This window comes from Pseudomonas sp. GM60 (genome assembly GCF_000282415.1).
GTDB lineage: Bacteria > Pseudomonadota > Gammaproteobacteria > Pseudomonadales > Pseudomonadaceae > Aquipseudomonas > Aquipseudomonas migulae.
On sequence record NZ_AKJI01000039.1, the window covers coordinates 40,228 to 62,760 of the forward strand.

The following is a 22,533-nucleotide window of genomic DNA, read 5'->3' on the forward strand; positions in this document are numbered from 1 at the left end:
GTCAGATGCTACAGGTCGAGCACCAAAGGCTGCGAGCCCTGCGCCGGAATCGCACAACAAATCAGGACGTGTCCTACTTCCGGCACTTCCGCTGGCGGCTGTGGATAATTCACCTGACCGCTGATCAGGCGAGTCTTACAGGTCCCGCAGGAACCGCCGCGGCAACTGAATTCCGGGCGCAACCCGCGGCTTTCCGCCAACTCCAGCAAACTGCCGCCCTCGGGTTGCCACCTGGCTTCTTTGGCTGAACGCTCGAACACCACCGGCACTGACGTGGTCGCGGCCGGCGGTTGCTCGATGACCACCGCGTCGGGGTCCGGCCGGCGACGCAAGGTCGACGGGCCGAAGGTCTCGGCGTGAATCCGGCTGTCACGGATGTCCAGTTCCCGCAGGCTGTCGTACAGCCCCTGGGTAAAACTGCCCGGCCCGCAGAGTACAAAATCGAGCTGATCGTAGTCCTCCACTTCAAGGATGTTCTTGAGCAACGCGGCGTCGATCCGTCCGGTCAGGTCAAAGTCCTCGCCCTCGTGAGCATCGGCCTCCGGCTGACTGAGCAGACGCAGCACCCGCACCGAATCACCGGCGTCATCCAGCAAACGATCCAGCTCGGAGCGAAACGGTTGATCCGCCAGCGTGCGTGAACTCTGGAAAAACCACGTAGGCCGAATGTGCCGGGTGCGCAGACCTTGATACACCACCTCCCGCACCATCGACAGCAAAGGCGTAATGCCTACGCCGGCGGCCAATAACACCAGCGGCCGACGTTCATGGGTTGCCACGGTGAAGTGCCCTTGAGGCGCGCGGGCTTCCAGCAGATCACCGACACGAACCTGCTCATGCAGATGCGAAGACACCCGCCCTTCTCGCTTCACGCTGATGCGGAAAAAGTCATCGGACGGCGCGCTCGACAGGCTATAGGTGCGGATATGCACCTCACCGCCAATGTTGAACCGCAGTGGTAAATGCTGCCCCGCTTGAAACAGCGGCAACCCGGCGCCATCGGCGGGCTCCAGATAGATCGAGCGGATGTTGTGGCTTTCCGCTTCGATGCGCACCACCCGCAGCGGCCGCCAATGATCACCCAGCGCCCGGGCTTGCAGGCGTGCGTTGGCCTGCTCCCAGGTGCCCGTCAGCAAACTGGTGGGCGATACGCCGTCGAAGCGCCAGCGCAGAGCCAGTGCTGCAGGCCGACGCACCACCTGCTCCACCTCGAATGTCCACAGACGCTCGGCGCCTTGAAAGGCTTCGACTTGGGGGCCATCAAGGATGATTTCGGTGCGACCGCTGAGGTGCAGCAGGTCGCCGGAGTTGAAATCGATAAACAGCAAACCCGCCCGTGGATTGATCAACAGGTTGCCCAGGGTATTGAAGAACAGATTGCCGGCGAAGTCCGGGATGGTCAGACGATTACCTTCCACGTGTACGAAACCGGCCTGACCGCCACGGTGGGAAACGTCCACTGAGCGCCGACCGTCGACATCCACATAACTGGCGACGAAGAAGGTATCGGCGTCGGCAATCATGGCTTTGGCAGCGTCATCCAGAGCGCCCAGGTGCTGCGCGATGCGCGTCGAGGGATCCGCCAGCGGCACCGAACGAAACTGCCGCAATTGAATGTATTGCGGACAGTTGCCGAAGGACTGTTCGACCGTTACGCCGAAGCCATTCGCCGTCACGGCGTCGACGCGACCATTGAGGCGGTTGCGCCGCCGCGTGTGCAGTTCGATCCCCAACAAGCCGATCGCCGCGCCATCAGTCAATTGCGCCGGGTCATCCGCCCCCGGCAAGCTGTCGAATTGCAGCGCACCTGGCTCGGGCGAGTGAGCGAATCCCGGCTGCCCTTCAAGAATGCTCGCCCAAGGATTGCCGTCGGCATCCACTGCGCCGTACAGCATGAACGGCAGTTGCTCATAGAATTTGCGGTGTTGGTCCGGCATCTCAGTGCGAACCACCCTACGACCCAACTCCTCCATTCGCTCGGCAACACCGACGTGTGCCTGCAACTGTTTTTCGCCCGCGTGCCAAGTTGACTGGTCCATTACGGCTTCTCCCCTGCGCGTCAGGCGCAGTGTGAACGGCCCGACAATGCCGGGCCGCAGGTATCAGGCAGTTTTTTGCAGGCCGGCGACGGTGCGCGGCATGCCGACAAACCCTGGCAAGGCTTCGATGCGCGCCAGCCAGGCTCGCACGTTGGCGTAGTCCTCGAGCGACACGTTGCCTTCCGGTGCGTGGGCGATGTAACTGTAGGCGGCCACGTCGGCAATGGTCGGTTCGCTGCCGGTCAGGTAAACCGTATCCGCCAGTTCCTGATCGATCAGTTTGAGCCAGACGTGGGCGTAAGCGATCGTCTCTTCAGCCCTGTAAGGCGCGCCAAACACCGTGATCAGCCGGGCCCGGCCCGGGCCAAAGGCAATCGGTCCAGCCGCCACTGACAACCAGCGTTGAACCTTGGCGGCGCCGAGCGGGTCGTCTGGCAGCCAGCGACCGTTACCGTATTTTTTCGCCAGATAAACCAGAATCGCGTTGGAATCGGCCAGCACCACGCCTTGATCGTCGATGGCCGGGACCTGTCCGAACGGGTTGATCGCCAGGTAATCCGGTTGTTTGTGCGCGCCCTTGGCCATATCGACCAGGATCAGCTCGGTCGGCAGTTGCAGCAGGGACAACATCAGCTCCACACGGTGAGCATGGCCGGAACGTGGGAAGTTGTAGAGTTTGATCGCTAGCATGGTCGACTCCGCTGGGTGGTGGCGCCGTTCTGAAACGATCAGCGCCGATGGGAGCCATCTTCCACCCCCAACCAAAACAACAGAATAACCAGCAAACGCAATCAATTATTTCAGCCAGTGCAATAACCCATCAACCTTGCAAGGCCGGGTGTTCCCGCAGCGCTTTCACCGTGAAGTCGACAAAACTGCGAATCCGGGCCGGCGCATTGCGGCCGCCCTGATACACCACATGGATGGGCAATGGCGGCAGTTCGAAGTCAGCCAATACGATTTCCAGTTCGCCGGAAGCGACTTTACTGGCGACCTGATAAGACAGGACACGGGTGAATCCCAGCCCGAGACACGCTGCCGTAATGGCTGCCTGATTCGCCGTCACCACCAATCGCGATTCAACCCGTACGCTGAAAGGCTCGCCCGCTTCCTGAAAAGGCCAGCTTTTAAGCTGACCGATAGCAGACGTTGAAATAACCGGTGCACGCGCCAGATCCTGAGGATGCACCGGCCTGCCCTGCGTCTCCAGAAATGGCGGAGCAGCGCAAATCACCCGCCGTACTTCGCCGACGCGGATAGCGTGCTGGTTGCTGTCGGGCAACTCACCGATGCGCACAGCCACATCAATCCCCTCCTCGACCATGCTCACCACCCGATCGACCAGCAAGCCGTTGATGCAGACTTCAGGAAACTGCTTCAGATAACTCACCATCACCGGCGTAACGAACAACTCGCCAAATAACACCGGCGCGGTGATCGTCAGTTGCCCACGGGGTTCGGCATGACTGCCCGCAGCTGAATCCTCCGCTTCCTGCACCTCGGCAAGAATCCTCCTACAGTCTTCGAGATACCGCTGACCCGCCTCACTCACATGCACGCTGCGGGTGGTGCGCGTCAGCAAGCGTGTGCCAATGCGTTTTTCCAGCGCGGCCACGGCACGGGTAACACTGGCCGCCGACAGGCCCAAACGCCGCGCCGCAGCCGAAAAACCTTGGTCCTGGGCGACGGCGGCGAAGACCTGCATTTCCTGGAATCGGTCCACTGGGTATGTCCTCTACTCAGATATTCGCTACCGTCAGGCTGCGAATCCAATACGGCGTTCAAAACAATCTAGTCTGACATAACCGGGAATTTGCGAGGTCTTGATTATGGCAAAGGATAAGAAGCGCCCGCTTAAGCAGAACGCTGCCGACAGCTCGAAGATGTCTAACAAGGACTACCTGGAAGAACTGCGCCGACTGCACGTCGAAACCGTCAAGTTGCAGGAGTGGGTACGGCAAAAAGGGATCAAGGTGTGCATTGTTTTCGAGGGCCGCGACGGTGCCGGCAAGGGAGGGACAATCAAGGCCCTGACTGAACGGGTGAGCCCACGCATCTTTCGGGTGGTGGCGTTGAGCGCGCCAACCGAACGTGAGAAAACCCAGATGTATGTCCAACGGTACCTGCCGCATCTGCCGGCGGCTGGCGAAGTGGTGATCTTCGATCGCAGTTGGTACAACCGTGCGGGCGTTGAGCGCGTGATGGGGTTCTGCACCCAGGAGCAGGTCGACCGTTTCCTGAAGTCGATTCCGTTGGTGGAACGTGCAATCGTCGATTCGGGCGTCATCCTGATCAAATATTGGCTGGAGGTCAGCCAAGAGGAACAGACACGACGTCTTCAGGCACGCATCAAGGATGGACGCAAAATCTGGAAGCTCACCGGCATGGATCTCAAGTCATACAGCCGCTGGTACGACTATTCACGCGCCCGTGACGACATGTTCAAGATGACCGACACCGAACATGCCCCCTGGTTCGTGGCCAACTCCAATGACAAGCGACGGGCTCGCCTGAACATCATCACCGACCTGCTCAGCCGCATTCCCTATAAGGATGTTCCGAGGGAGCCTGTGAAGTTGCCCAAACGCCAGAAACCAGGCAGCTATCGAGAGCCGGATTATCCACTGCGATTGATAGAGGAAAAATTCTGAGCTGAATGTAAAAGGGGCAAGGTCCAGTGAACAACAGGAACCCTGCCCCTCGATTCAGCTGTGGATAACTTATTCCACGGTGACTGACTTCGCCAGGTTGCGCGGCTGGTCAACGTCTGTGCCTTTCAACACCGCGACGTAGTACGACAGCAACTGCAGCGGGATGGTGTAGAGGATCGGCGACAGGATGTCGTGAATGTGCGGCATGTGCACAACGTGGGTGCCTTCGCCGTTGGTCATGCCGGCCTGTTCGTCTGCGAAGACGATCAGTTGGCCGCCACGGGCGCGCACTTCCTGGAGGTTGGACTTCAACTTCTCCAGCAGTTCGTTGTTGGGCGCCACGGTCACGACCGGCATGTCGTTATCCACAAGCGCCAACGGGCCGTGTTTCAGTTCGCCGGCCGGGTAGGCTTCAGCGTGGATGTAGGAGATTTCCTTAAGTTTCAGGGCACCTTCCATCGCTACTGGGAATTGCGCGCCACGACCGAGAAACAGAGTGTGGTGTTTCTCGGCGAACAGCTCGGCGATTTTCTCCACCGTGCTGTCCATGGCCAGGGCTTCGCCCAGACGGGTAGGCAGGCGACGCAGTTCTTCGACCAGGGTGGCTTCGACGCCTTTGGCCAAAGTGCCGCGCACCTGACCGAGGGACAGCGTCAGCAACAGCAGGCCAACCAACTGAGTGGTGAAGGCTTTGGTCGAGGCCACGCCGATTTCGCGACCAGCCTGGGTCAGCAAGGTCAGGTCGGACTCACGCACCAGCGAGCTGATGCCAACGTTGCAGATCGCCAGGCTGGCGAGGAAGCCCAGCTCCTTGGCGTTGCGCAGCGCGGCCAGGGTGTCGGCGGTTTCGCCGGACTGGGAAATGGTCACGAACAGGGTGTCGGGCTGCACCACGACTTTGCGATAGCGGAATTCGCTGGCGACTTCGACCTGGCACGGGATGCCGGCCAGCTCTTCCAGCCAGTAACGGGCGACCATGCCGGCGTGGTAGCTGGTGCCGCAGGCGACGATCTGCACGTTGCGCACTTTGGCGAACAACTCGGCAGCCTGTGGGCCGAAAGCTTGCACCAACACACCGTCCGGGCTCAGACGACCTTCGAGGGTGCGCTGCACCACAGCCGGTTGTTCGTGGATTTCCTTGAGCATGAAGTGGCGGAACTCGCCCTTGTCAGCCACGTCGGCACCGTCACGGTACTGCACGGTTTGGCGCTCGACGACCTTGCCGCTAACGTCCCAGATCTGCACGCTATCGCGACGAATCTCGGCGATATCGCCTTCTTCCAGGTACATGAAGCGGTCAGTGACCTGGCGCAGGGCCAATTGGTCGGAAGCGAGGAAGTTTTCACCCAGGCCAAGGCCGATCACCAACGGGCTGCCACTGCGAGCGGCGAGCAGGCGATCCGGTTGCCGAGCGCTGATCACGGCCAGGCCGTAAGCACCGTGCAACTCTTTAACGGTGGCCTTGAGGGCCACGGTCAGGTCGTTCAGATCTTTGAGTTTGTGGTTCAGCAGGTGGGCGATGACTTCAGTGTCAGTGTCCGATGTGAACACGTAGCCCAATGCCTTGAGTTGTTCGCGCAGGGCTTCGTAGTTCTCGATGATGCCGTTGTGCACCACCGCCAGATCACCGGAGAAATGCGGGTGAGCGTTGCGCTCGCACGGCGCACCGTGAGTGGCCCAACGAGTGTGGGCGATGCCCAGGCGACCGACCAGCGGCTCGGCTTCGAGCGCCAGTTCCAGCTCGCTGACTTTACCCGGACGACGCATGCGCTCGAGCTGTTGGTCATTGGTATAGACCGCCACACCGGCGCTGTCATAGCCACGGTATTCCAGGCGCTTGAGGCCTTCGAGGAGGATGGCAGTGATGTTACGTTCTGCGACTGCACCGACAATTCCACACATGCTATTTCTCCTGACTGACAGCCGCGCATATCAGCGTGATACCGCGGGCTTGTATCTGATCGCGTGCCTCCAGCGGCAGGCGATCATCGGTAATTAGGGTATGGACGCTGCTCCATGGCAGCTCCAGGTTGGGAATCTTGCGGCCTATCTTGTCGGACTCCACCATCACGATCACTTCGCGGGCAACATCCGCCATGACGCGGCTGAGTCCCAGCAATTCATTGAAGGTGGTGGTACCGCGCACCAAGTCGATGCCGTCGGCACCGATGAACAACTGATCGAAATCGTAGGAGCGAAGTACTTGCTCGGCGACCTGCCCCTGGAAAGACTCGGAATGCGGGTCCCAGGTACCGCCAGTCATCAACAGCACCGGCTCGTGCTCGAGTTCACTCAAGGCATTGGCGACATGAAGCGAGTTGGTCATCACCACCAGGCCCGGCTGCTGACCAAGTTCCGGAATCATCGCTGCCGTGGTGCTGCCACTGTCGATGATGATCCGGGCATGCTCGCGGATCCGCGCAACGGCAGCACGGGCGATCGCCTGTTTGTACCTGGAAACCGGCTGCCCGATATCGGCAACCAGTTCCTGAGGCATGGTGATCGCACCGCCATAACGGCGTAACAGAAGACCATTGCTTTCGAGTGCTGCCAGGTCCTTGCGAATCGTAACTTCCGAGGTTTCGAAGCGCTTGGCCAGTTCATCAACACTGACTTCGCCCTGCTCATTGAGCAAGGCGAGGATATTGTGACGGCGTTGAGGTGTGTTGCGCTTCGACATGACCTGGTAAGTTTCGATTCGAAAGATAACGGAAGCAATCAAAACCTATTGGCGAAACTTCGTCAAGCGCGAGGCGATAAAAAGGTCTGTGGATAACCTTGTAGGAGCCGGCTTGCCGGCGATGGGCCGACGCGGTGTTTCAGGTAAACCGCTATCGCCGGCAAGCCGGCTCCTACAGGATTGTGGATAACTCAGGCCTTTTTGATTTTCTCTGGCCGCTTCCAGCCATCGATATTCTTCTGGCGCGCACGGCCGACAGCCAACTGCGCGTTATCCACATTCTGGGTAATAGTCGATCCGGCCGCAGTGGTCGCACCGCTAGAGATATCCACAGGCGCCACCAATGAATTGTTGGAACCGATGAACACATCCTCACCCAACACGGTTTTCCACTTGTTGGCACCGTCATAGTTGCACGTGATGGTGCCCGCACCGATGTTGGTGCGTGCGCCAATCTCGGCATCGCCCAGATACGCCAAGTGACCGGCCTTGGCGCCTTCGCCCATGTGAGCGTTTTTCAGCTCGACAAAGTTACCCACATGCGCGCGAGCCTCAAGCACGGAGCCGGGACGCAAGCGTGCGAATGGACCGGCATCACTGCCTTCGCCCATGATCGCGCCTTCGATATGACTGTTGGCCTTGATCACCACACCTTTGCGCAAAGTGCTGTCCTTGATCACGCAGTTCGGACCGATCACCACGTCATCTTCGATGACAACCTTGCCTTCGAGAATCACGTTGATGTCGATCAGCACATCGCGACCAACAGTAATGTCACCGCGGACATCGAAACGTGCCGGGTCGCGCAGGGTCACGCCCTGGGCCATCAAACGACGACCTGCGCGCAGTTGATAATGACGCTCGAGCTCGGAAAGCTGCTTGCGATCATTGGCGCCCTGCACTTCCATCGCATCGTGAGGCTGCTCGGTCGCCACCACCAGACCATCGCTGACTGCCATGGCAATCACATCGGTCAGGTAGTACTCGCCCTGGGCGTTGTTGTTGGAAAGACGGCTCATCCAGCCGCCCAGTTGCGCGAACGGCAGCGCGAGAATGCCGGTGTTGCCTTCAGTGATCGCACGCTCGGCTTCGTTGGCGTCTTTCTGCTCGACGATAGCCGTCACCTTGCCGGCAGCATCACGAACGATGCGGCCATAGCCGGTTGGATCATCCAGCTCAACGGTCAACAAACCCAATTGCTGCGGTGCAACCTGCTTGAGCAAACGTTGAAGGGTCTCGACTTCGATCAACGGCACGTCGCCGTAAAGAATCAGGACGGTGTCGGACTCAATGAACGGCACTGCCTGAGCAACCGCGTGGCCAGTACCCAGCTGTTTGTCCTGCAGGACGAAATTCAGATCATCGGCTGCCAGTCGCTCACGAACGGCGTCGGCACCATGGCCAATCACCACGTGGATGCGCTGTGGATCAAGTTGCCGCGCGCTGTGGATAACATGACCAAGCATCGAATTGCCGGCAATCGGATGCAGGACTTTCGGCAGTGCCGAACGCATGCGAGTGCCTTGGCCGGCAGCGAGGATAACAATTTCAAGAGACATGACTGGCTACCAATCCTGGATGGTCAGCGGCTGCGACCTGGTTATGAAAATCGGAAAAGAAAAAAGGGTAGCCGAGGCTACCCTTTTTAATCAATCGCGCAACAAGTGATGGCCTGTTAGTGGCCAAACTTCTTGCGGATCTGCTGGACGGTGCGCAGCTGAGCTGCAGCCTCGGCCAGACGTGCGGCAGCAGAACCGTAATCGAATTCCGCGCCCCGCTCATGCAAGGCCTTCTCGGCAGCCTTAACGGCTTCCTGAGCGGAGGCTTCGTCCAGGTCGGCAGCTCGTTGCACGGTGTCGGCAAGAACCTTGACCATGTTCGGCTGAACCTCGAGGAAACCACCGGAGATGTAATACACCTCCTCTTCCCCGCCCTGCTTGACCAGGCGGATCGGGCCAGGCTTGAGATTAGTGATCAGCGGCGCGTGGCCCAGGGCGATACCAAGATCACCCAGTGCACCGTGCGCAATCACCATCTCGACCAGGCCGGAAAAGATTTCTCCTTCCGCGCTGACGATATCGCAATGGACTGTCATAGCCATCTGATTGCCTCAACCTAAATTAGCGCCCGTTGCCGGGCGCCGGGATTACAGTTTCTTGGCTTTCTCGATCGCTTCTTCGATGCCGCCGACCATGTAGAACGCTTGTTCTGGCAGGTGGTCGTAGTCACCGTTGAGGATGCCTTTGAAGCCAGCAATGGTGTCTTTCAGGGAAACGTATTTACCCGAGGCACCGGTGAAGACTTCAGCCACGAAGAACGGCTGCGACAAGAAGCGCTGGATCTTACGAGCACGGTTTACCAACTGCTTGTCGGCTTCCGACAGCTCGTCCATACCCAGGATCGCAATGATGTCCTTCAGTTCTTTGTAACGCTGCAGAACGTACTGTACACCGCGAGCGGTATCGTAGTGGTCCTGGCCGATTACGTTCGGGTCCAGCTGGCGCGATGTCGAGTCGAGTGGATCGACCGCTGGGTAGATACCCAGGGAAGCGATGTCACGGGACAGAACGACGGTGGCGTCCAAGTGGGCGAAGGTGGTCGCTGGCGACGGGTCAGTCAAGTCATCCGCAGGTACGTATACCGCTTGGATCGAGGTGATCGAACCGTTTTTGGTCGAAGTGATACGCTCTTGCAGAGTACCCATCTCTTCGGCCAGGGTCGGCTGGTAACCTACTGCGGAAGGCATACGGCCCAGCAGTGCGGATACTTCAGTACCGGCCAGGGTGTAACGATAGATGTTGTCGACGAACAGCAGAACGTCGTTACCTTCGTCACGGAACTTCTCGGCCATGGTCAGGCCGGTCAGTGCTACGCGCAGACGGTTACCCGGCGGCTCGTTCATCTGACCGTAAACCAGTGCCACTTTGTCCAGAACGTTGGAGTCCTTCATCTCGTGGTAGAAGTCGTTACCCTCACGAGTACGCTCACCCACACCGGCGAACACGGAATAACCGCTGTGCTCGATGGCGATGTTACGGATCAGTTCCATCATGTTTACGGTTTTGCCTACACCGGCACCACCGAACAGACCAACTTTACCACCCTTGGCGAACGGGCAAACCAGGTCGATAACCTTGATGCCGGTTTCCAGCAGGTCGTTGCCGCCCGCTTGCTCAGCGAAGGTTGGCGCAGGACGGTGAATGCCCCAGCGCTCTTCGGTGGCGATCGGACCAGCTTCGTCGATCGGGTTGCCCAGTACGTCCATGATCCGGCCCAGAGTCGCTTTACCGACCGGTACGGAGATGGCTGCGCCAGAGTCGGTGACTTCCAGACCGCGCTTCAAGCCCTCGGTGGAACCCATCGCAATGGTACGAACCACGCCGTCGCCCAGCTGCTGCTGAACTTCGAGAGTGGTGCCTGCATCGCTTTTTACACTCAAAGCGTTGTAGATGCTCGGTACGCTGTCGCGTGGGAATTCCACGTCGATAACGGCGCCGATGATTTGAACGATACGTCCGCTACTCATAGCTGGATCCTCTGAATATTTGAACCGTTAAACCGCGGCAGCGCCGCCGACGATTTCCGAGATCTCTTGGGTGATCGCAGCCTGACGCGCCTTGTTGTAGACCAGCTGCAAATCGCTGATCAAATCACCGGCGTTGTCGGTAGCGTTCTTCATCGCGATCATCCGCGCAGCTTGTTCAGCCGCGTTGTTCTCGACCACCGCCTGGTAGACCTGCGACTCCACGTAACGGACCATCAAGCCGTCAAGCAGCTCTTTGGCGTCCGGTTCGTACAGATAATCCCAGTGGTGCTTGAGTCCTTGATCCGGGGTTGCCACCAATGGAATCAACTGCTCCACGGTAGGCGTTTGCGTCATGGTGTTGATGAACTTGTTGGACACCACGGACAGGCGGTCAATACGGCCGTCCAGGTAGGCATCCAGCATCACCTTGACGCTGCCGATCAGGTCATTGATCGACGGCTCTTCACCCAGGTGGCTGATAGCTGCTACGACGTTACCGCCGAAGTTGCGGAAGAAAGCCGCACCCTTGCTACCAACTACACACAGATCAATCTCGACGCCGTTTTCGCGGTTTACCGCCATGTCCTTGACCAGAGCCTTGAACAGGTTGGTGTTCAAGCCACCACACAGACCACGGTCACTGCTCACCACGACATAACCAACACGCTTTACTTCACGGTCGATCATGAATGGGTGGCGATATTCCGGGTTAGCGTTGGCCAAATGGCCAATAACCTGGCGGATGCGCTCCGCGTAAGGACGGCTAGCAGCCATGCGCATTTGTGCCTTGCGCATTTTACTGACCGCCACTTTTTCCATGGCGCTGGTAATCTTTTGCGTGCTTTTGATGCTCGCAATCTTACTGCGAATCTCTTTTGCGCCTGCCATGTAACACCTATCAGGTTAGCAAGCGGGAGCCTTGCGGCTCCCGCTGCGGCTTACCAGGTTTGGGTGGCCTTGAACTTCTCGATACCGGCTTTCATGCCAGCGTCGATTTCGTCATTGAAGTCACCCTTCACGTTGATCTTCGCCATCAATTCGGCGTGATCGCGGTTGAAGAAAGCAATCAGCGCTTGTTCGAAGCTGCCGATCTTGGCGATTTCAACGTCAGTCAGGAACCCACGCTCAGCGGCATACAGCGACAGCGCCATGTCAGCGATCGACATTGGTGCGTATTGCTTCTGCTTCATCAGCTCGGTAACGCGCTGACCATGCTCAAGTTGCTTACGGGTCGCTTCGTCCAGGTCAGAAGCGAACTGGGCGAATGCCGCCAGTTCACGGTACTGAGCCAGAGCGGTACGGATACCACCGGAGAGCTTCTTGATGATCTTGGTCTGAGCGGCACCACCCACACGGGATACCGAAACACCGGCGTTCACAGCAGGACGGATCCCGGAGTTGAACATGGCCGATTCTAGGAAGATCTGACCGTCGGTGATGGAAATCACGTTGGTCGGAACGAACGCGGAAACGTCGCCAGCCTGGGTTTCGATGATCGGCAGTGCGGTCAGGGAACCGGTTTTGCCGGTCACTGCGCCGTTGGTGAACTTCTCTACGTATTCTTCCGAAACGCGGGATGCGCGCTCCAGCAGACGGGAGTGGAGATAGAACACGTCGCCTGGGTAAGCTTCACGGCCTGGTGGACGGCGCAGCAGCAGGGAAATCTGGCGGTAAGCCACTGCTTGCTTGGACAGATCGTCATAAACGATCAGCGCGTCTTCACCGCGGTCGCGGAAGTATTCACCCATGGTGCAACCGGAGTACGGTGCCAGGAATTGCAGTGCTGCAGATTCCGAAGCGCTCGCTGCCACGACGATGGTGTTAGCCAGTGCGCCGTTTTCTTCCAGCTTGCGAACCACGTTGGCGATGGTCGATTGTTTCTGACCGATCGCTACGTAGACGCAGAAAATGCCGCTGTTTTTCTGGTTAATGATCGCGTCGATCGCCAGAGCGGTTTTACCGATCTGACGGTCACCGATGATCAGCTCACGCTGGCCACGGCCGACAGGGATCATGGCATCGACAGCCTTGTAGCCAGTCTGTACAGGCTGGTCTACCGACTTACGCCAGATCACGCCTGGAGCAACTTTCTCGACCGCGTCGGTCTCGGTGTTGTTCAGCGGACCTTTGCCGTCAACTGGGTTACCCAGTGCGTCGACTACGCGACCCAGCAGTTCCTTACCAACCGGAACTTCGAGGATACGGCCGGTGCACTTGGCGCTCATGCCTTCAGCCAGAGTCTGGTATGCGCCCAATACAACGGCACCTACAGAGTCTTGCTCCAGGTTGAGGGCCATACCGAAGACGCCGCCCGGAAACTCGATCATCTCGCCGTACATAACGTCGGCCAGACCGTGAATCCGCACGATACCGTCAGATACGCTGACGACAGTGCCTTCGTTACGGGCTTGGGAGGTCACATCGAGCTTGTCGATGCGGCCCTTGATAATTTCACTTATTTCGGAAGGATTGAGTTGCTGCATTGCTCTGCTGCCCCTTCAAACTCAAGATTTCAATGCTTCGGCAAGGCTCGCGAGTTTGCCGCGAACCGAGCCATCGATAACCAGGTCGCCGGCGCGGATGACAATGCCCCCAATAAGGGATTTGTCTTCCTCGACTTGCAGGCGCACTTCCCGGTTGAGTCGTGCACTGAGAACCTTGGCGAGTTTGTCTTGCTGTTCTTGGTTCAATGCAAAAGCACTGGTCACTTCAACGTCTACCGACTTCTCTTGTTCGGCCTTGTACAGGTCGAACAGAGCGGATATCTCCGGCAACAGCGGGAGACGGTCGTTTTCGGCAACGACGTTGATGAAGTTCTGTGCCTTGGCATCAAACTTGTCGCCGCACACGTCAATAAACGTGGCGGCCTTGTCTGCGCTCGTCAGTCGCGGGGCCTTGAGCACGCGCTGCATGGTGTCGTCTTGCGACACTGCTGCAGCCAGGCCGAGCATGGCTGACCAAGAGGCCAGTTGCTGGTGGGCCTGGGCGTGCTCGAAGGCTGCCTTAGCGTAAGGTCGGGCCAACGTGGTCAATTCTGCCATGATCGCCCTCGCTTAAATTTCAGCAGCCAGTTTGTTTACCAGCTCCGCGTGCGCGTTTTGATCGATTGTGGCACCCAGGATCTTCTCGGCGCCGCCAACGGCCAGTGCACCCAGTTGGGCACGCAGCGCGTCTTTGACACTGTTCAGTTCCTGCTCGATCTCGGCCTGAGCCTGAACCTTCACACGGTCAGCGTCGATACGGGCTTTTTCAACAGCCTCTTCAACGATCTGATTACCGCGTTTCTTGGCTTGCTCAATGATTTCAGCTGCCTGAGCCTTAGCTTCGCGCAGTTGTTGACCCGCTTTATCTTGGGCCAACTCCAGGTCGCGAGCTGCTCGGGCGGCAGCGTCCAGTCCATCCGCGATCTTCTTCTGACGTTCGTGCAAAGCCGCGATGACCGGAGGCCACACGAACTTCATGCAAAACAGTACAAAAATGAAGAACGCAACGGACTGGCCAATCAGGGTTGCATTAATGTTCACGCCAACACCTCGCTCGTTCGTTGCACATCAAACCAATCACTCGAAGGTTCGAGTGATTAGCCAGCGAGTTGACCAACGAATGGGTTCGCGAAGGTGAAGAACAGAGCGATACCAACACCGATCATGGTTACGGCGTCGAGCAGACCGGCAACGATGAACATTTTAACTTGCAGCATTGGAACCATTTCTGGCTGACGCGCTGCGCCTTCCAGGAACTTGCCGCCCAACAGGCCGAAACCAATTGCGGTACCCAGTGCGCCCAGGCCGATCAACAGTGCAACAGCGATAGCGGTTAGACCAACTACAGTTTCCATCTTTCCTCCCGACTTTTACGTCGTATGGTTTAGGTTTTTTAGATTTTAAAGCGGTAAAACAAATCGTTTCATAGCCCTGTTCGGGCCCCCACCCGTTTGACCGGGTGGGACATCAGACTAGTCGAGACTGGCCTTAATGGTTCTCTTCGTGCGCCATCGAAAGGTAAACGATGGTCAGCATCATGAAGATAAACGCCTGCAGGGTGATGATCAGGATGTGGAACACAGCCCACGCCCACTGCAGAACTACGCCCAGGCCGCTAAGCCAGAGCAGACCGCTGCCGAACATCACAGCAATCAGAATGAAGACCAGCTCGCCGGCGTACATGTTGCCGAACAGACGCAGTGCCAGGGAGATTGGCTTGGCTACCAGCGTCACGAACTCCAGCAGGAAGTTCACCGGAATCAGCAGGGCCTGAACGAAGATGTTCTTGCTGCCGAACGGGTGCAGGGTCAGCTCGCCGACAAAGCCGCCGATGCCCTTGACCTTGATGCTGTAGAAAATGATCAACGCGAACACCGACAGGGCCATGCCCAGGGTAGCGTTCGGGTCAGTGGTCGATACGGCACGGAACGGAATGTGCGCATCGCCAGTGATCAGGATGGCCAGCTGAGGAATCCAGTCGACCGGGATCAGGTCGACGGCGTTCATCAGGAAGACCCAGACGAAGATGGTCAGTGCCAGCGGTGCAATCACCGGGCTACGGCCATGGAAGCTGTCTTTCACGCTGCCATCGACGAATTCGACCAATACTTCAACGAAGTTCTGCAAAGCACCAGGCTGACCGGAAGTCGCTTTCTTTGCCGCCATGCGGAAAAGAAGAACGAAGATCAGACCCAAAGCGACCGACCAGCCGAGGGTATCGACGTGGAAAGCCCAGAAGCCCATTTCTTTGGCTTCTGCTGCGGTGTGGGCAAAACCCCACCCGCCGGTTGGGTGCTGACCGAAGGTCAGGTTCTGCAAGTGGTGCTGGATATAGCCCGAAGCGGTTGTTTCTGCCATGGTTGCCTCAAACGCCCTAAGGTCTCGAAAGTCTTGTTCTCATCAGCAGGGGCGCGAACCAGCTGACCAGTTGGGTCAACACGAAGACGCCGAATACAGCTAGCGGCGCCAATGGCTTCACACCTGCAAACGTCAATGCAAAGAGCACTGCCGTCAAAATCAGTTTGCCCGCCTCGCCAGCATAAAAAGACCGGACGATGGCTTGAGCTGCTCGGGCGCCGGAAAACCGAAATGCCCTGTGAGCGAAATAAACATTGGGCAGCAAGGCTATCAGGCCCCCGCAGAGTCCTGAGTACCCGGCAACGACTCCGTGCCATTGCCAAAGCGCCAAAGCGGCGATCAGCAACACGACAAACTGAGCCATCAACACCGGAAAAACTGCCAGGCGATGGAACGGCAAGCGGTTTGGCGTGCGGGTTTCCATCACTATTGCTCTCCAATGGTCGGCTGCCAGAATTCAATAACTTGGCATAATTTGTGCCGACAAAATGCGCGCAGAGTATAGGGGCGGTTCTGCCCCTATTCAACTGTCAGGTAGTGATTTCCGACTGCACGCTACATGAGGAAATGTTTCAGCGAATGTGTGCGAGCACACCCTGAAGCTCATCGAGGGAGTTGTAACCAATGACCAACTGCCCTTTCCCCTTCTTTCCGTGTCGGATCTGCACCGCAGAGCCTAGGCGCTCAGCCAGACGCTGCTCGAGTCGGGCGATATCCGGGTCCGGTTTTACCGGTTCGGCAGGCTCCTGTTTGCCACTCAACCACTGGCGAACCAGTGCCTCAGTCTGGCGCACAGTCAGCCCCCGTGCGACAACATGTCGCGCCCCTTCAACCTGTTGATTCTCCGGCAAACCAAGCAAAGCTCGGGCATGACCCATTTCGAGGTCACCGTGCGACAGCATGGTCTTGATAACTTCCGGCAACGCGATCAAGCGTAGCAGGTTGGCCACAGTCACGCGGGATTTGCCCACCGCTTCGGCCACTTGTTGCTGAGTCAGCTGGAATTCCTGCTGCAAACGCTGCAAGGCCACCGCTTCTTCGATCGGATTGAGGTCTTCGCGCTGGATGTTCTCGATCAGCGCCATGGCGATGGCGGTTTCATCCGGCACATCGCGCACCATCGCCGGGATGGTTTCCTGGCCAGCCTGCTGGCTGGCACGCCAGCGACGTTCGCCGGCGATGATTTCGAAGCGACCGCTGCCGATCGGGCGAACCACGATCGGCTGCATCACGCCCTGGGCCTTGATCGATTGCGCCAGTTCTTCCAGCGCTTGCGGGTCCATGTCCCGACGCGGCTGGTACTTGCCGCGCTGGATCAGGTCCAGGGGCAAATGCTGCAGCTCACGCTGATCGGCTTGTACAGCCTGCTCTTCCAGCGAGCTGACGGTCGGACCGCTCAGCAGTGCATCCAGTCCACGTCCGAGACCTCGTTTCTTGACGGCCATGGGGATTCCTTAAGTTGCCTGAGCAGCGGCAGTGCGTGAGTTTTTGCGCTGACGGCGAACCATCTCGCCGGCAAGTGCCAGATAGGCAATGGCGCCCCGCGAAGTCTTGTCGTAAGCCAGCGCCGGCATGCCATAGCTTGGCGCTTCGGCCAGGCGGATGTTACGCGGGATAACCGTATCGTAGAGCTGCTCGCCGAAGTGTTCTTTCAACTGCGCCGACACGTCGTTCATCAGGCTCAGGCGCGGGTCATACATCGTGCGCAACAGGCCTTCGACTTTCAGGTTCGGGTTCAGCAGTTCAGCGATGCGCTTGATGTTATCCACAAGGTCGCTCAGGCCTTCGAGCGCAAAGTATTCGCACTGCATGGGGATAATTACCCCGTCAGCCGCGACCAAAGCGTTCAGCGTGAGCATCGACAGCGACGGCGGGCAGTCGATCAAAATGTAATCGTAGTTTTCACGGATCGGCGCCAACGCACTGCGCAGGCGGCTTTCCTTCATCTGCATTTCCAGCAGAACCACTTCGGCCGCGGTCAGGTCGCGGTTGGCCGGCAACAGCTGGTAACCACCGTGCTCGGAGAAGTGCATGGCCTGGGCCAGATCGCATTCGCCGATCAGCAAGTCGTAGACCGAGTTTTCCAGGCCGTGTTTATCCACACCGCTACCCATGGTGGCGTTGCCCTGTGGATCGAGATCGATCAACAGCACCCGGCGCTTGGTAGCAACCAGGGAAGCTGCGAGGTTGATGCAGGTGGTGGTTTTACCCACACCACCCTTTTGGTTCGCTATCGCGAATACCTTAGCCATTCTTGCTTGTGTTCCCAATCATGCCGTGCGGCGCAGTATCAGCAGATGGCGTTGGCCTTGGCAACCAGGTACGGCCAGGGCGTGTTCGCTATCGAGGTGGAAGTCTGCCGGCAATGCTACCAGCTCATCGGCCGGATGAACGCCCTTCATTGCCAGCCAACGTGTATCGGCGTCGCCAAGGTGGCGCGTCCAGTTGCTGAAGTTCTCCATGCTGCTGAACGCCCGGGAAATGATCCCGTTGAAAGGCTGTGCAGGCTGGAAGGCTTCGACGCGACTGTGGATAACTTGCAGGTTATCCAGTTTGAGTTCGAGTTTGACCTGGGTCAGGAAGCGGGTTTTCTTGCCGTTGCTGTCCAGGCAGGTCACTTGGGACTCTGGAAACAGGATTGCAAGCGGAATGCCCGGCATGCCGCCGCCGCTGCCAACGTCCAGCCAGCGACCGTTTTCGATGAACGACATCACGCTCAAACTATCGAGCAGGTGACGCGAGACCATTTCGTCCGGATCGCGCACGGCGGTCAGGTTGTAGGCCTTGTTCCATTTGATCAACAGGGCCAGATAACCCAACAACTGCGCGTGCTGGGTTTCGGTCAATGTGACACCGAGCTGGCGAGCACCTGTGGATAACTCTTCGGCGTGTTGCGAGGTGACCAACGAACTCAAGCGCTTTGCTCCAACTGACGGCCAGCGCCGCGTTTTTTCAAATGAATCATCAACAGCGAAATGGCTGCCGGTGTGACACCCGGAATGCGTGACGCCTGGCCCAGTGTTTCTGGACGGGTCGCACCGAGCTTGCTCTGGATCTCTTTGGAGAGACCGGAAATGTTCGTGTAATCGATATCCACAGGCAGTTTCGTGTCCTCGCTCGCCCGCAGACGCGCGATTTCATCTTGCTGACGATCGATATAACCGGCGTATTTGGTCTTGATTTCGACCTGCTCGGCGACTTGTGGATCTTCTGCGCCCCCGCCAGTCACGGCGATCAGACCAGCGTAGTCGATTTCCGGACGGCTCAAGAGGTTGAGCAGGTTGTATTCGTGAGTCAGCGGCGTGCCGAATTTTTCGGATATCGCATCGCCCTGCTCGGTGCCGGGACGAACCCAGGTACTTTTCAGGCGCTGCTCTTCCAGCGTGATGCTTTCGCGTTTGGTGCAGAACGCCGCCCAACGCGCGTCATCCACCAGACCCAGCTCGCGACCTTTTTCGGTCAGGCGCAGGTCTGCGTTGTCTTCACGCAGGATCAGACGGTACTCGGCGCGGGATGTGAACATCCGGTACGGCTCTTGAGTTCCAAGGGTAATCAGGTCGTCAACCAATACTCCGATGTACGCCTCGTCGCGACGCGGGCACCAGGCGTCTTTGCCTTGCGCACGCAGTGCAGCGTTGGCCCCGGCCAGCAAACCCTGGGCGCCGGCTTCTTCGTATCCGGTGGTGCCATTGATTTGCCCGGCGAAAAACAGACCGCCGATAACTTTGGTTTCCAGGCTGTACTTCAGGTCACGCGGGTCGAAGTAGTCGTACTCGATGGCGTAGCCCGGACGCACGATGTGCGCGTTTTCCATGCCGCGAATCGATTGTACGATCTGCAATTGCACGTCGAACGGCAGGGATGTGGATATCCCGTTCGGGTACAGCTCGTGAGTGGTCAAACCTTCCGGTTCGATGAAGACCTGGTGGCTTTCCTTGTCGGCAAAGCGGTGGATCTTGTCTTCGATCGACGGGCAGTAACGCGGGCCGATACCTTCGATCAACCCTGCATCGGAATACATCGGCGAACGGTCGAGGTTCGCTGCGATGATTTCGTGGGTCCGGGCGTTGGTGTGGGTAATCCAGCAGCTCACCTGTTTCGGATGCTGCTCTTTGGAACCCATGAACGACATCACCGGGATCGGCGTATCACCTGCTTGCTCGGTCATCACCGAGAAATCCACTGACCGACCGTCGATACGCGGCGGAGTACCGGTTTTCAATCGGCCAACACGCAGTGGCAATTCGCGCAGACGGCGAGCCAGGGCGATCGACGGCGGATCACCGGCACGACCACCGGAATAATTCTGCATTCCGATGTGGATAAGTCCACCGAGGAAGGTGCCAGTGGTCAACACCACTGAGTCAGCGAAGAAACGCAGGCCCATTTGGGTGACAACACCGCGCACTTGTTCCTGTTCAACGATCAGGTCATCAGCGGCTTGTTGAAATATCCACAGGTTCGGCTGGTTTTCCAGCGCTTCGCGGACAGCGGCCTTGTACAGAACCCGGTCTGCCTGGGCGCGGGTTGCACGCACGGCCGGGCCTTTGCGGCTGTTCAATACGCGAAACTGAATGCCGCCTTTATCGGTAGCCATGGCCATCGCGCCGCCGAGGGCATCGATTTCTTTTACCAGATGGCTTTTGCCGATCCCGCCAATGGCCGGGTTGCAACTCATGGCACCGAGGGTTTCCACGTTATGCGTCAGCAACAGGGTTTTTGCCCCCATACGTGCTGAGGCCAGTGCTGCCTCGGTACCGGCATGACCGCCGCCGATGACGATCACTTCAAAACGGGAAGGGAAATCCACCACGCACCTCGTGCCTGCTTAAGTAGGTAATTCAGGAATAGTTTGAGCTCAGGTTTTTGGACCTGGTCGACAAGTATAGGGACTTCGCCCTTCCTAAAGAACCCTTTGCACAAAATTTAACCAGCTGTGGAGAAGTTGGGGTTATAGAAATTAAAAAGAAAGAAATTTATTAAATCTTTGTTTTTATGTTTATTTCTACTGAGCACCATTTCTGTGGATAGATTCGTACAGCCCTTTGTTTTCAATATGTACAGAGAATCAAAACCCTGTGGTCATGTGCCAATGAGGCCCTTGGATAACCGGTGTAAGCCTGTGGATGAAATGGGTGGTTATCCACAGAGGCGGTTATCTTCAGTTTTGAGGCCCTGTTATCAACTGCCCTTAGCGGCAGTTATTCACAGGGCTTAATCCACAGAAACGCGCCGATTGATCAAATCCCGGGCGCAGAAAATCCGCCCTGGCAGAAAGAATCTGCTCGGCACTGGAGGCAATTCAGGAAAAGGGGAAGAACAGACAGGCGCGAATGGCCTGTCTGTGGACAACGAGAGGGCTATTTGCCGATACAGAAACTGGAAAAGATCCGTCCCAGCAGGTCATCGGAGCTGAATGCACCGGTGATCTCGCCCAAGGCATGTTGAGCCTGACGCAAATCTTCGGCCAGTAGCTCACCGGCACCCGCCAGAGTCAGCTGTGCACGGCCGTGCTCGAGAGATGCACTGGCATGACGTAACGCCTCAAGGTGACGCCTGCGAGCGCTGAAGCTGCTTTCCGACGTCTGCTCATAGCCCATGCAGGCCTTGAGATGATCACGGAGCAATTCCAGGCCTTCGCCAGCCGACTTGGCACTCAGGCTGATGGTCACATGGCCATCCTCACTGACTTCCAGGGCAATCGCTTCGCCCGTGAGGTCGGCCTTGTTACGGATCAACGTGACTTTTGCCGGATCCGGGCGGGTTTCCAGGAACTCTGGCCACAACGCAAACGGATCAAGCGCTTCCGGTGCGGTGGCATCGACCACCAACAGCACTCGATCAGCTTCGCTAATGGCTTTCAACGCCCGTTCAACACCGATTTTTTCCACATGGTCATCGGTATCTCGCAGACCAGCGGTATCCACCACGTGAAGCGGCATGCCATCGATGTGGATATGTTCGCGCAAAATGTCACGGGTTGTGCCGGCAATCTCGGTCACGATCGCTGCTTCACGACCGGCCAGTGCGTTGAGCAAACTGGATTTACCGGCATTTGGCCGACCGGCGATCACCACCGTCATGCCGTCACGCAGCAACGCACCCTGCCCGGCTTCGCGCAGCACGGTGGATAACTCGTCCCTGACTTTGTCGAGCATGCTCAGTACATGGCCATCGGCAAGGAAGTCGATTTCTTCTTCCGGGAAGTCGATGGCCGCTTCTACGTAAATCCGCAGGCCGATCAGTTGCTCGGTGAGGTTATGCACACGATCGGAAAATGCCCCCTGCAAGGAGCGCAATGCATTGCGGGCGGCCTGTGCAGAACTGGCCTCGATCAGGTCGGCGATTGCTTCGGCCTGTGCCAGATCGAGTTTGTCATTCAGGAACGCACGTTCGCTGAATTCACCTGGTCGTGCCAGACGGCACCCCAGTTCAAGGCATCGCTTGAGCAGCATGTCGAGAACAATCGGGCCGCCATGACCCTGGAGTTCCAGCACGTCTTCGCCGGTGAACGAGTTCGGGCCCGGAAAATACAAGGCAATGCCCTGGTCCAGCACCTCTTCGTTTTGATCGAAAAACGGGCCGTAGTGGGCGAATCGCGGCTTGAGTTCACGACCGCTGAAGGCCTTGGCCGCAACGCTCGCCAGCGGCCCGGAAATACGGACGATGCCTACGCCGCCACGACCTTGAGCGGTGGCGACGGCGGCGATGGTTTCACGAGGAGCGCTCATAAACCGGTATCCAGACAAAAGTGACAGATAGCAAAACGCCCCACTAGGGGGCGTTTTGAGTGGTT

21 protein-coding genes are annotated in these 22,533 nt (G+C 58.0%); 1 reads left to right on the top strand and 20 read right to left on the bottom strand.

Annotation, left to right across the window (positions count from 1 at the left end; translation table 11 throughout):
• Positions 1 to 8 precede the first annotated feature (8 nt).
• The 3 genes from PMI32_RS19290 to PMI32_RS19280 form a co-directional block, all read right to left on the bottom strand.
• Entirely contained in the window at positions 9 to 2,039 is a 2,031-nt protein-coding gene (locus PMI32_RS19290) for a 2Fe-2S iron-sulfur cluster-binding protein (RefSeq protein ID WP_008027513.1), read from the bottom strand.
• A 63-nt stretch (positions 2,040 to 2,102) separates the two neighbouring features.
• Positions 2,103 to 2,729, bottom strand: coding sequence for a glutathione S-transferase family protein (locus PMI32_RS19285; protein WP_008027515.1), 627 nt, complete (start codon positions 2,727 to 2,729; stop codon positions 2,103 to 2,105).
• A 130-nt stretch (positions 2,730 to 2,859) separates the two neighbouring features.
• Positions 2,860 to 3,762: a LysR family transcriptional regulator gene (locus tag PMI32_RS19280; RefSeq protein WP_008027518.1), complete on the bottom strand. Its 903-nt coding sequence runs from the start codon at positions 3,760 to 3,762 to the stop codon at positions 2,860 to 2,862.
• Between the two features lie 106 nt (positions 3,763 to 3,868).
• Between PMI32_RS19280 and ppk2 the strand changes: the two genes are divergently transcribed.
• Positions 3,869 to 4,690, top strand: coding sequence for a polyphosphate kinase 2 (ppk2, locus tag PMI32_RS19275; protein ID WP_008027519.1), 822 nt, complete (start codon positions 3,869 to 3,871; stop codon positions 4,688 to 4,690).
• Positions 4,691 to 4,759: 69 nt separating this feature from the next.
• On the opposite strand, the gene glmS is transcribed toward ppk2, so the two are convergent.
• From glmS to mnmE, 17 genes are all read right to left on the bottom strand, one after another.
• On the bottom strand, positions 4,760 to 6,592 hold the full coding sequence (gene glmS / locus PMI32_RS19270; protein WP_008027520.1) for a glutamine--fructose-6-phosphate transaminase (isomerizing): 1,833 nt from the start codon (positions 6,590 to 6,592) through the stop codon (positions 4,760 to 4,762).
• A gap of 1 nt (position 6,593) precedes the next feature.
• Positions 6,594 to 7,370: a DeoR family transcriptional regulator gene (locus PMI32_RS19265; protein WP_008027522.1), complete on the bottom strand. Its 777-nt coding sequence runs from the start codon at positions 7,368 to 7,370 to the stop codon at positions 6,594 to 6,596.
• A gap of 191 nt (positions 7,371 to 7,561) precedes the next feature.
• On the bottom strand, positions 7,562 to 8,929 hold the full coding sequence (gene glmU / locus PMI32_RS19260; protein ID WP_032828681.1) for a bifunctional UDP-N-acetylglucosamine diphosphorylase/glucosamine-1-phosphate N-acetyltransferase GlmU: 1,368 nt from the start codon (positions 8,927 to 8,929) through the stop codon (positions 7,562 to 7,564).
• 116 nt (positions 8,930 to 9,045) lie between these two features.
• Positions 9,046 to 9,471, bottom strand: coding sequence for a F0F1 ATP synthase subunit epsilon (locus tag PMI32_RS19255; RefSeq protein ID WP_007969909.1), 426 nt, complete (start codon positions 9,469 to 9,471; stop codon positions 9,046 to 9,048).
• 45 nt (positions 9,472 to 9,516) lie between these two features.
• Positions 9,517 to 10,896 carry a F0F1 ATP synthase subunit beta gene (gene atpD / locus PMI32_RS19250; protein ID WP_008027526.1) on the bottom strand — a complete coding sequence of 460 codons (1,380 nt, stop codon included), beginning with the start codon at positions 10,894 to 10,896 and terminating at the stop codon, positions 9,517 to 9,519.
• Between the two features lie 27 nt (positions 10,897 to 10,923).
• Positions 10,924 to 11,784, bottom strand: coding sequence for a F0F1 ATP synthase subunit gamma (gene atpG, locus PMI32_RS19245; RefSeq protein WP_008027528.1), 861 nt, complete (start codon positions 11,782 to 11,784; stop codon positions 10,924 to 10,926).
• Positions 11,785 to 11,834: 50 nt separating this feature from the next.
• Entirely contained in the window at positions 11,835 to 13,379 is a 1,545-nt protein-coding gene (gene atpA / locus PMI32_RS19240) for a F0F1 ATP synthase subunit alpha (RefSeq protein ID WP_008027530.1), read from the bottom strand.
• Positions 13,380 to 13,400: 21 nt separating this feature from the next.
• Positions 13,401 to 13,937: a F0F1 ATP synthase subunit delta gene (locus PMI32_RS19235; RefSeq protein ID WP_008027533.1), complete on the bottom strand. Its 537-nt coding sequence runs from the start codon at positions 13,935 to 13,937 to the stop codon at positions 13,401 to 13,403.
• Positions 13,938 to 13,949: 12 nt separating this feature from the next.
• Positions 13,950 to 14,420 (bottom strand): F0F1 ATP synthase subunit B, encoded by a 471-nt coding sequence (locus PMI32_RS19230; RefSeq protein ID WP_008027535.1) that lies wholly within the window; start codon positions 14,418 to 14,420, stop codon positions 13,950 to 13,952.
• Positions 14,421 to 14,476: 56 nt separating this feature from the next.
• Entirely contained in the window at positions 14,477 to 14,734 is a 258-nt protein-coding gene (gene atpE / locus PMI32_RS19225) for a F0F1 ATP synthase subunit C (protein ID WP_002555987.1), read from the bottom strand.
• Between the two features lie 133 nt (positions 14,735 to 14,867).
• Positions 14,868 to 15,737, bottom strand: coding sequence for a F0F1 ATP synthase subunit A (gene atpB, locus PMI32_RS19220; RefSeq protein WP_008027537.1), 870 nt, complete (start codon positions 15,735 to 15,737; stop codon positions 14,868 to 14,870).
• Positions 15,738 to 15,753: 16 nt separating this feature from the next.
• Positions 15,754 to 16,161: a F0F1 ATP synthase subunit I gene (locus PMI32_RS19215; RefSeq protein WP_008027539.1), complete on the bottom strand. Its 408-nt coding sequence runs from the start codon at positions 16,159 to 16,161 to the stop codon at positions 15,754 to 15,756.
• 148 nt (positions 16,162 to 16,309) lie between these two features.
• Entirely contained in the window at positions 16,310 to 17,182 is an 873-nt protein-coding gene (locus tag PMI32_RS19210; RefSeq protein WP_008027541.1) for a ParB/RepB/Spo0J family partition protein, read from the bottom strand.
• A gap of 9 nt (positions 17,183 to 17,191) precedes the next feature.
• Positions 17,192 to 17,989, bottom strand: coding sequence for a ParA family protein (locus tag PMI32_RS19205; RefSeq protein ID WP_008027543.1), 798 nt, complete (start codon positions 17,987 to 17,989; stop codon positions 17,192 to 17,194).
• 18 nt (positions 17,990 to 18,007) lie between these two features.
• Positions 18,008 to 18,652: a 16S rRNA (guanine(527)-N(7))-methyltransferase RsmG gene (rsmG, locus tag PMI32_RS19200; protein WP_007948096.1), complete on the bottom strand. Its 645-nt coding sequence runs from the start codon at positions 18,650 to 18,652 to the stop codon at positions 18,008 to 18,010.
• Positions 18,649 to 20,547: a tRNA uridine-5-carboxymethylaminomethyl(34) synthesis enzyme MnmG gene (gene mnmG, locus PMI32_RS19195; protein ID WP_008027545.1), complete on the bottom strand. Its 1,899-nt coding sequence runs from the start codon at positions 20,545 to 20,547 to the stop codon at positions 18,649 to 18,651. The genes rsmG and mnmG overlap by 4 nt, the downstream gene beginning before the upstream one ends.
• Positions 20,548 to 21,097: 550 nt before the next feature.
• Positions 21,098 to 22,468 carry a tRNA uridine-5-carboxymethylaminomethyl(34) synthesis GTPase MnmE gene (gene mnmE, locus PMI32_RS19190; protein WP_008027547.1) on the bottom strand — a complete coding sequence of 457 codons (1,371 nt, stop codon included), beginning with the start codon at positions 22,466 to 22,468 and terminating at the stop codon, positions 21,098 to 21,100.
• Between the last annotated feature and the right edge of the window lie 65 nt (positions 22,469 to 22,533).

Excerpts from the sequence above, each read along its gene's own strand:
- atpG (WP_008027528.1), bottom strand. The coding sequence starts at position 11,784 with ATGGCAGGCGCAAAAGAGATTCGCAGTAAGATTGCGAGCATCAAAAGC.
- PMI32_RS19210 (WP_008027541.1), bottom strand. The coding sequence starts at position 17,182 with ATGGCCGTCAAGAAACGAGGTCTCGGACGTGGACTGGATGCACTGCTG.
- glmU (WP_032828681.1), bottom strand. The coding sequence starts at position 8,929 with ATGTCTCTTGAAATTGTTATCCTCGCTGCCGGCCAAGGCACTCGCATG.
- atpE (WP_002555987.1), bottom strand. The coding sequence starts at position 14,734 with ATGGAAACTGTAGTTGGTCTAACCGCTATCGCTGTTGCACTGTTGATC.
- glmS (WP_008027520.1), bottom strand. The coding sequence starts at position 6,592 with ATGTGTGGAATTGTCGGTGCAGTCGCAGAACGTAACATCACTGCCATC.
- PMI32_RS19285 (WP_008027515.1), bottom strand. The coding sequence starts at position 2,729 with ATGCTAGCGATCAAACTCTACAACTTCCCACGTTCCGGCCATGCTCAC.
- PMI32_RS19290 (WP_008027513.1), bottom strand. The coding sequence starts at position 2,039 with ATGGACCAGTCAACTTGGCACGCGGGCGAAAAACAGTTGCAGGCACAC.
- mnmE (WP_008027547.1), bottom strand. The coding sequence starts at position 22,468 with ATGAGCGCTCCTCGTGAAACCATCGCCGCCGTCGCCACCGCTCAAGGT.
- atpA (WP_008027530.1), bottom strand. The coding sequence starts at position 13,379 with ATGCAGCAACTCAATCCTTCCGAAATAAGTGAAATTATCAAGGGCCGC.
- PMI32_RS19215 (WP_008027539.1), bottom strand. The coding sequence starts at position 16,161 with ATGGAAACCCGCACGCCAAACCGCTTGCCGTTCCATCGCCTGGCAGTT.
- atpD (WP_008027526.1), bottom strand. The coding sequence starts at position 10,896 with ATGAGTAGCGGACGTATCGTTCAAATCATCGGCGCCGTTATCGACGTG.
- atpB (WP_008027537.1), bottom strand. The coding sequence starts at position 15,737 with ATGGCAGAAACAACCGCTTCGGGCTATATCCAGCACCACTTGCAGAAC.
- PMI32_RS19255 (WP_007969909.1), bottom strand. The coding sequence starts at position 9,471 with ATGGCTATGACAGTCCATTGCGATATCGTCAGCGCGGAAGGAGAAATC.
- PMI32_RS19205 (WP_008027543.1), bottom strand. The coding sequence starts at position 17,989 with ATGGCTAAGGTATTCGCGATAGCGAACCAAAAGGGTGGTGTGGGTAAA.
- PMI32_RS19235 (WP_008027533.1), bottom strand. The coding sequence starts at position 13,937 with ATGGCAGAATTGACCACGTTGGCCCGACCTTACGCTAAGGCAGCCTTC.
- ppk2 (WP_008027519.1), top strand. The coding sequence starts at position 3,869 with ATGGCAAAGGATAAGAAGCGCCCGCTTAAGCAGAACGCTGCCGACAGC.
- PMI32_RS19265 (WP_008027522.1), bottom strand. The coding sequence starts at position 7,370 with ATGTCGAAGCGCAACACACCTCAACGCCGTCACAATATCCTCGCCTTG.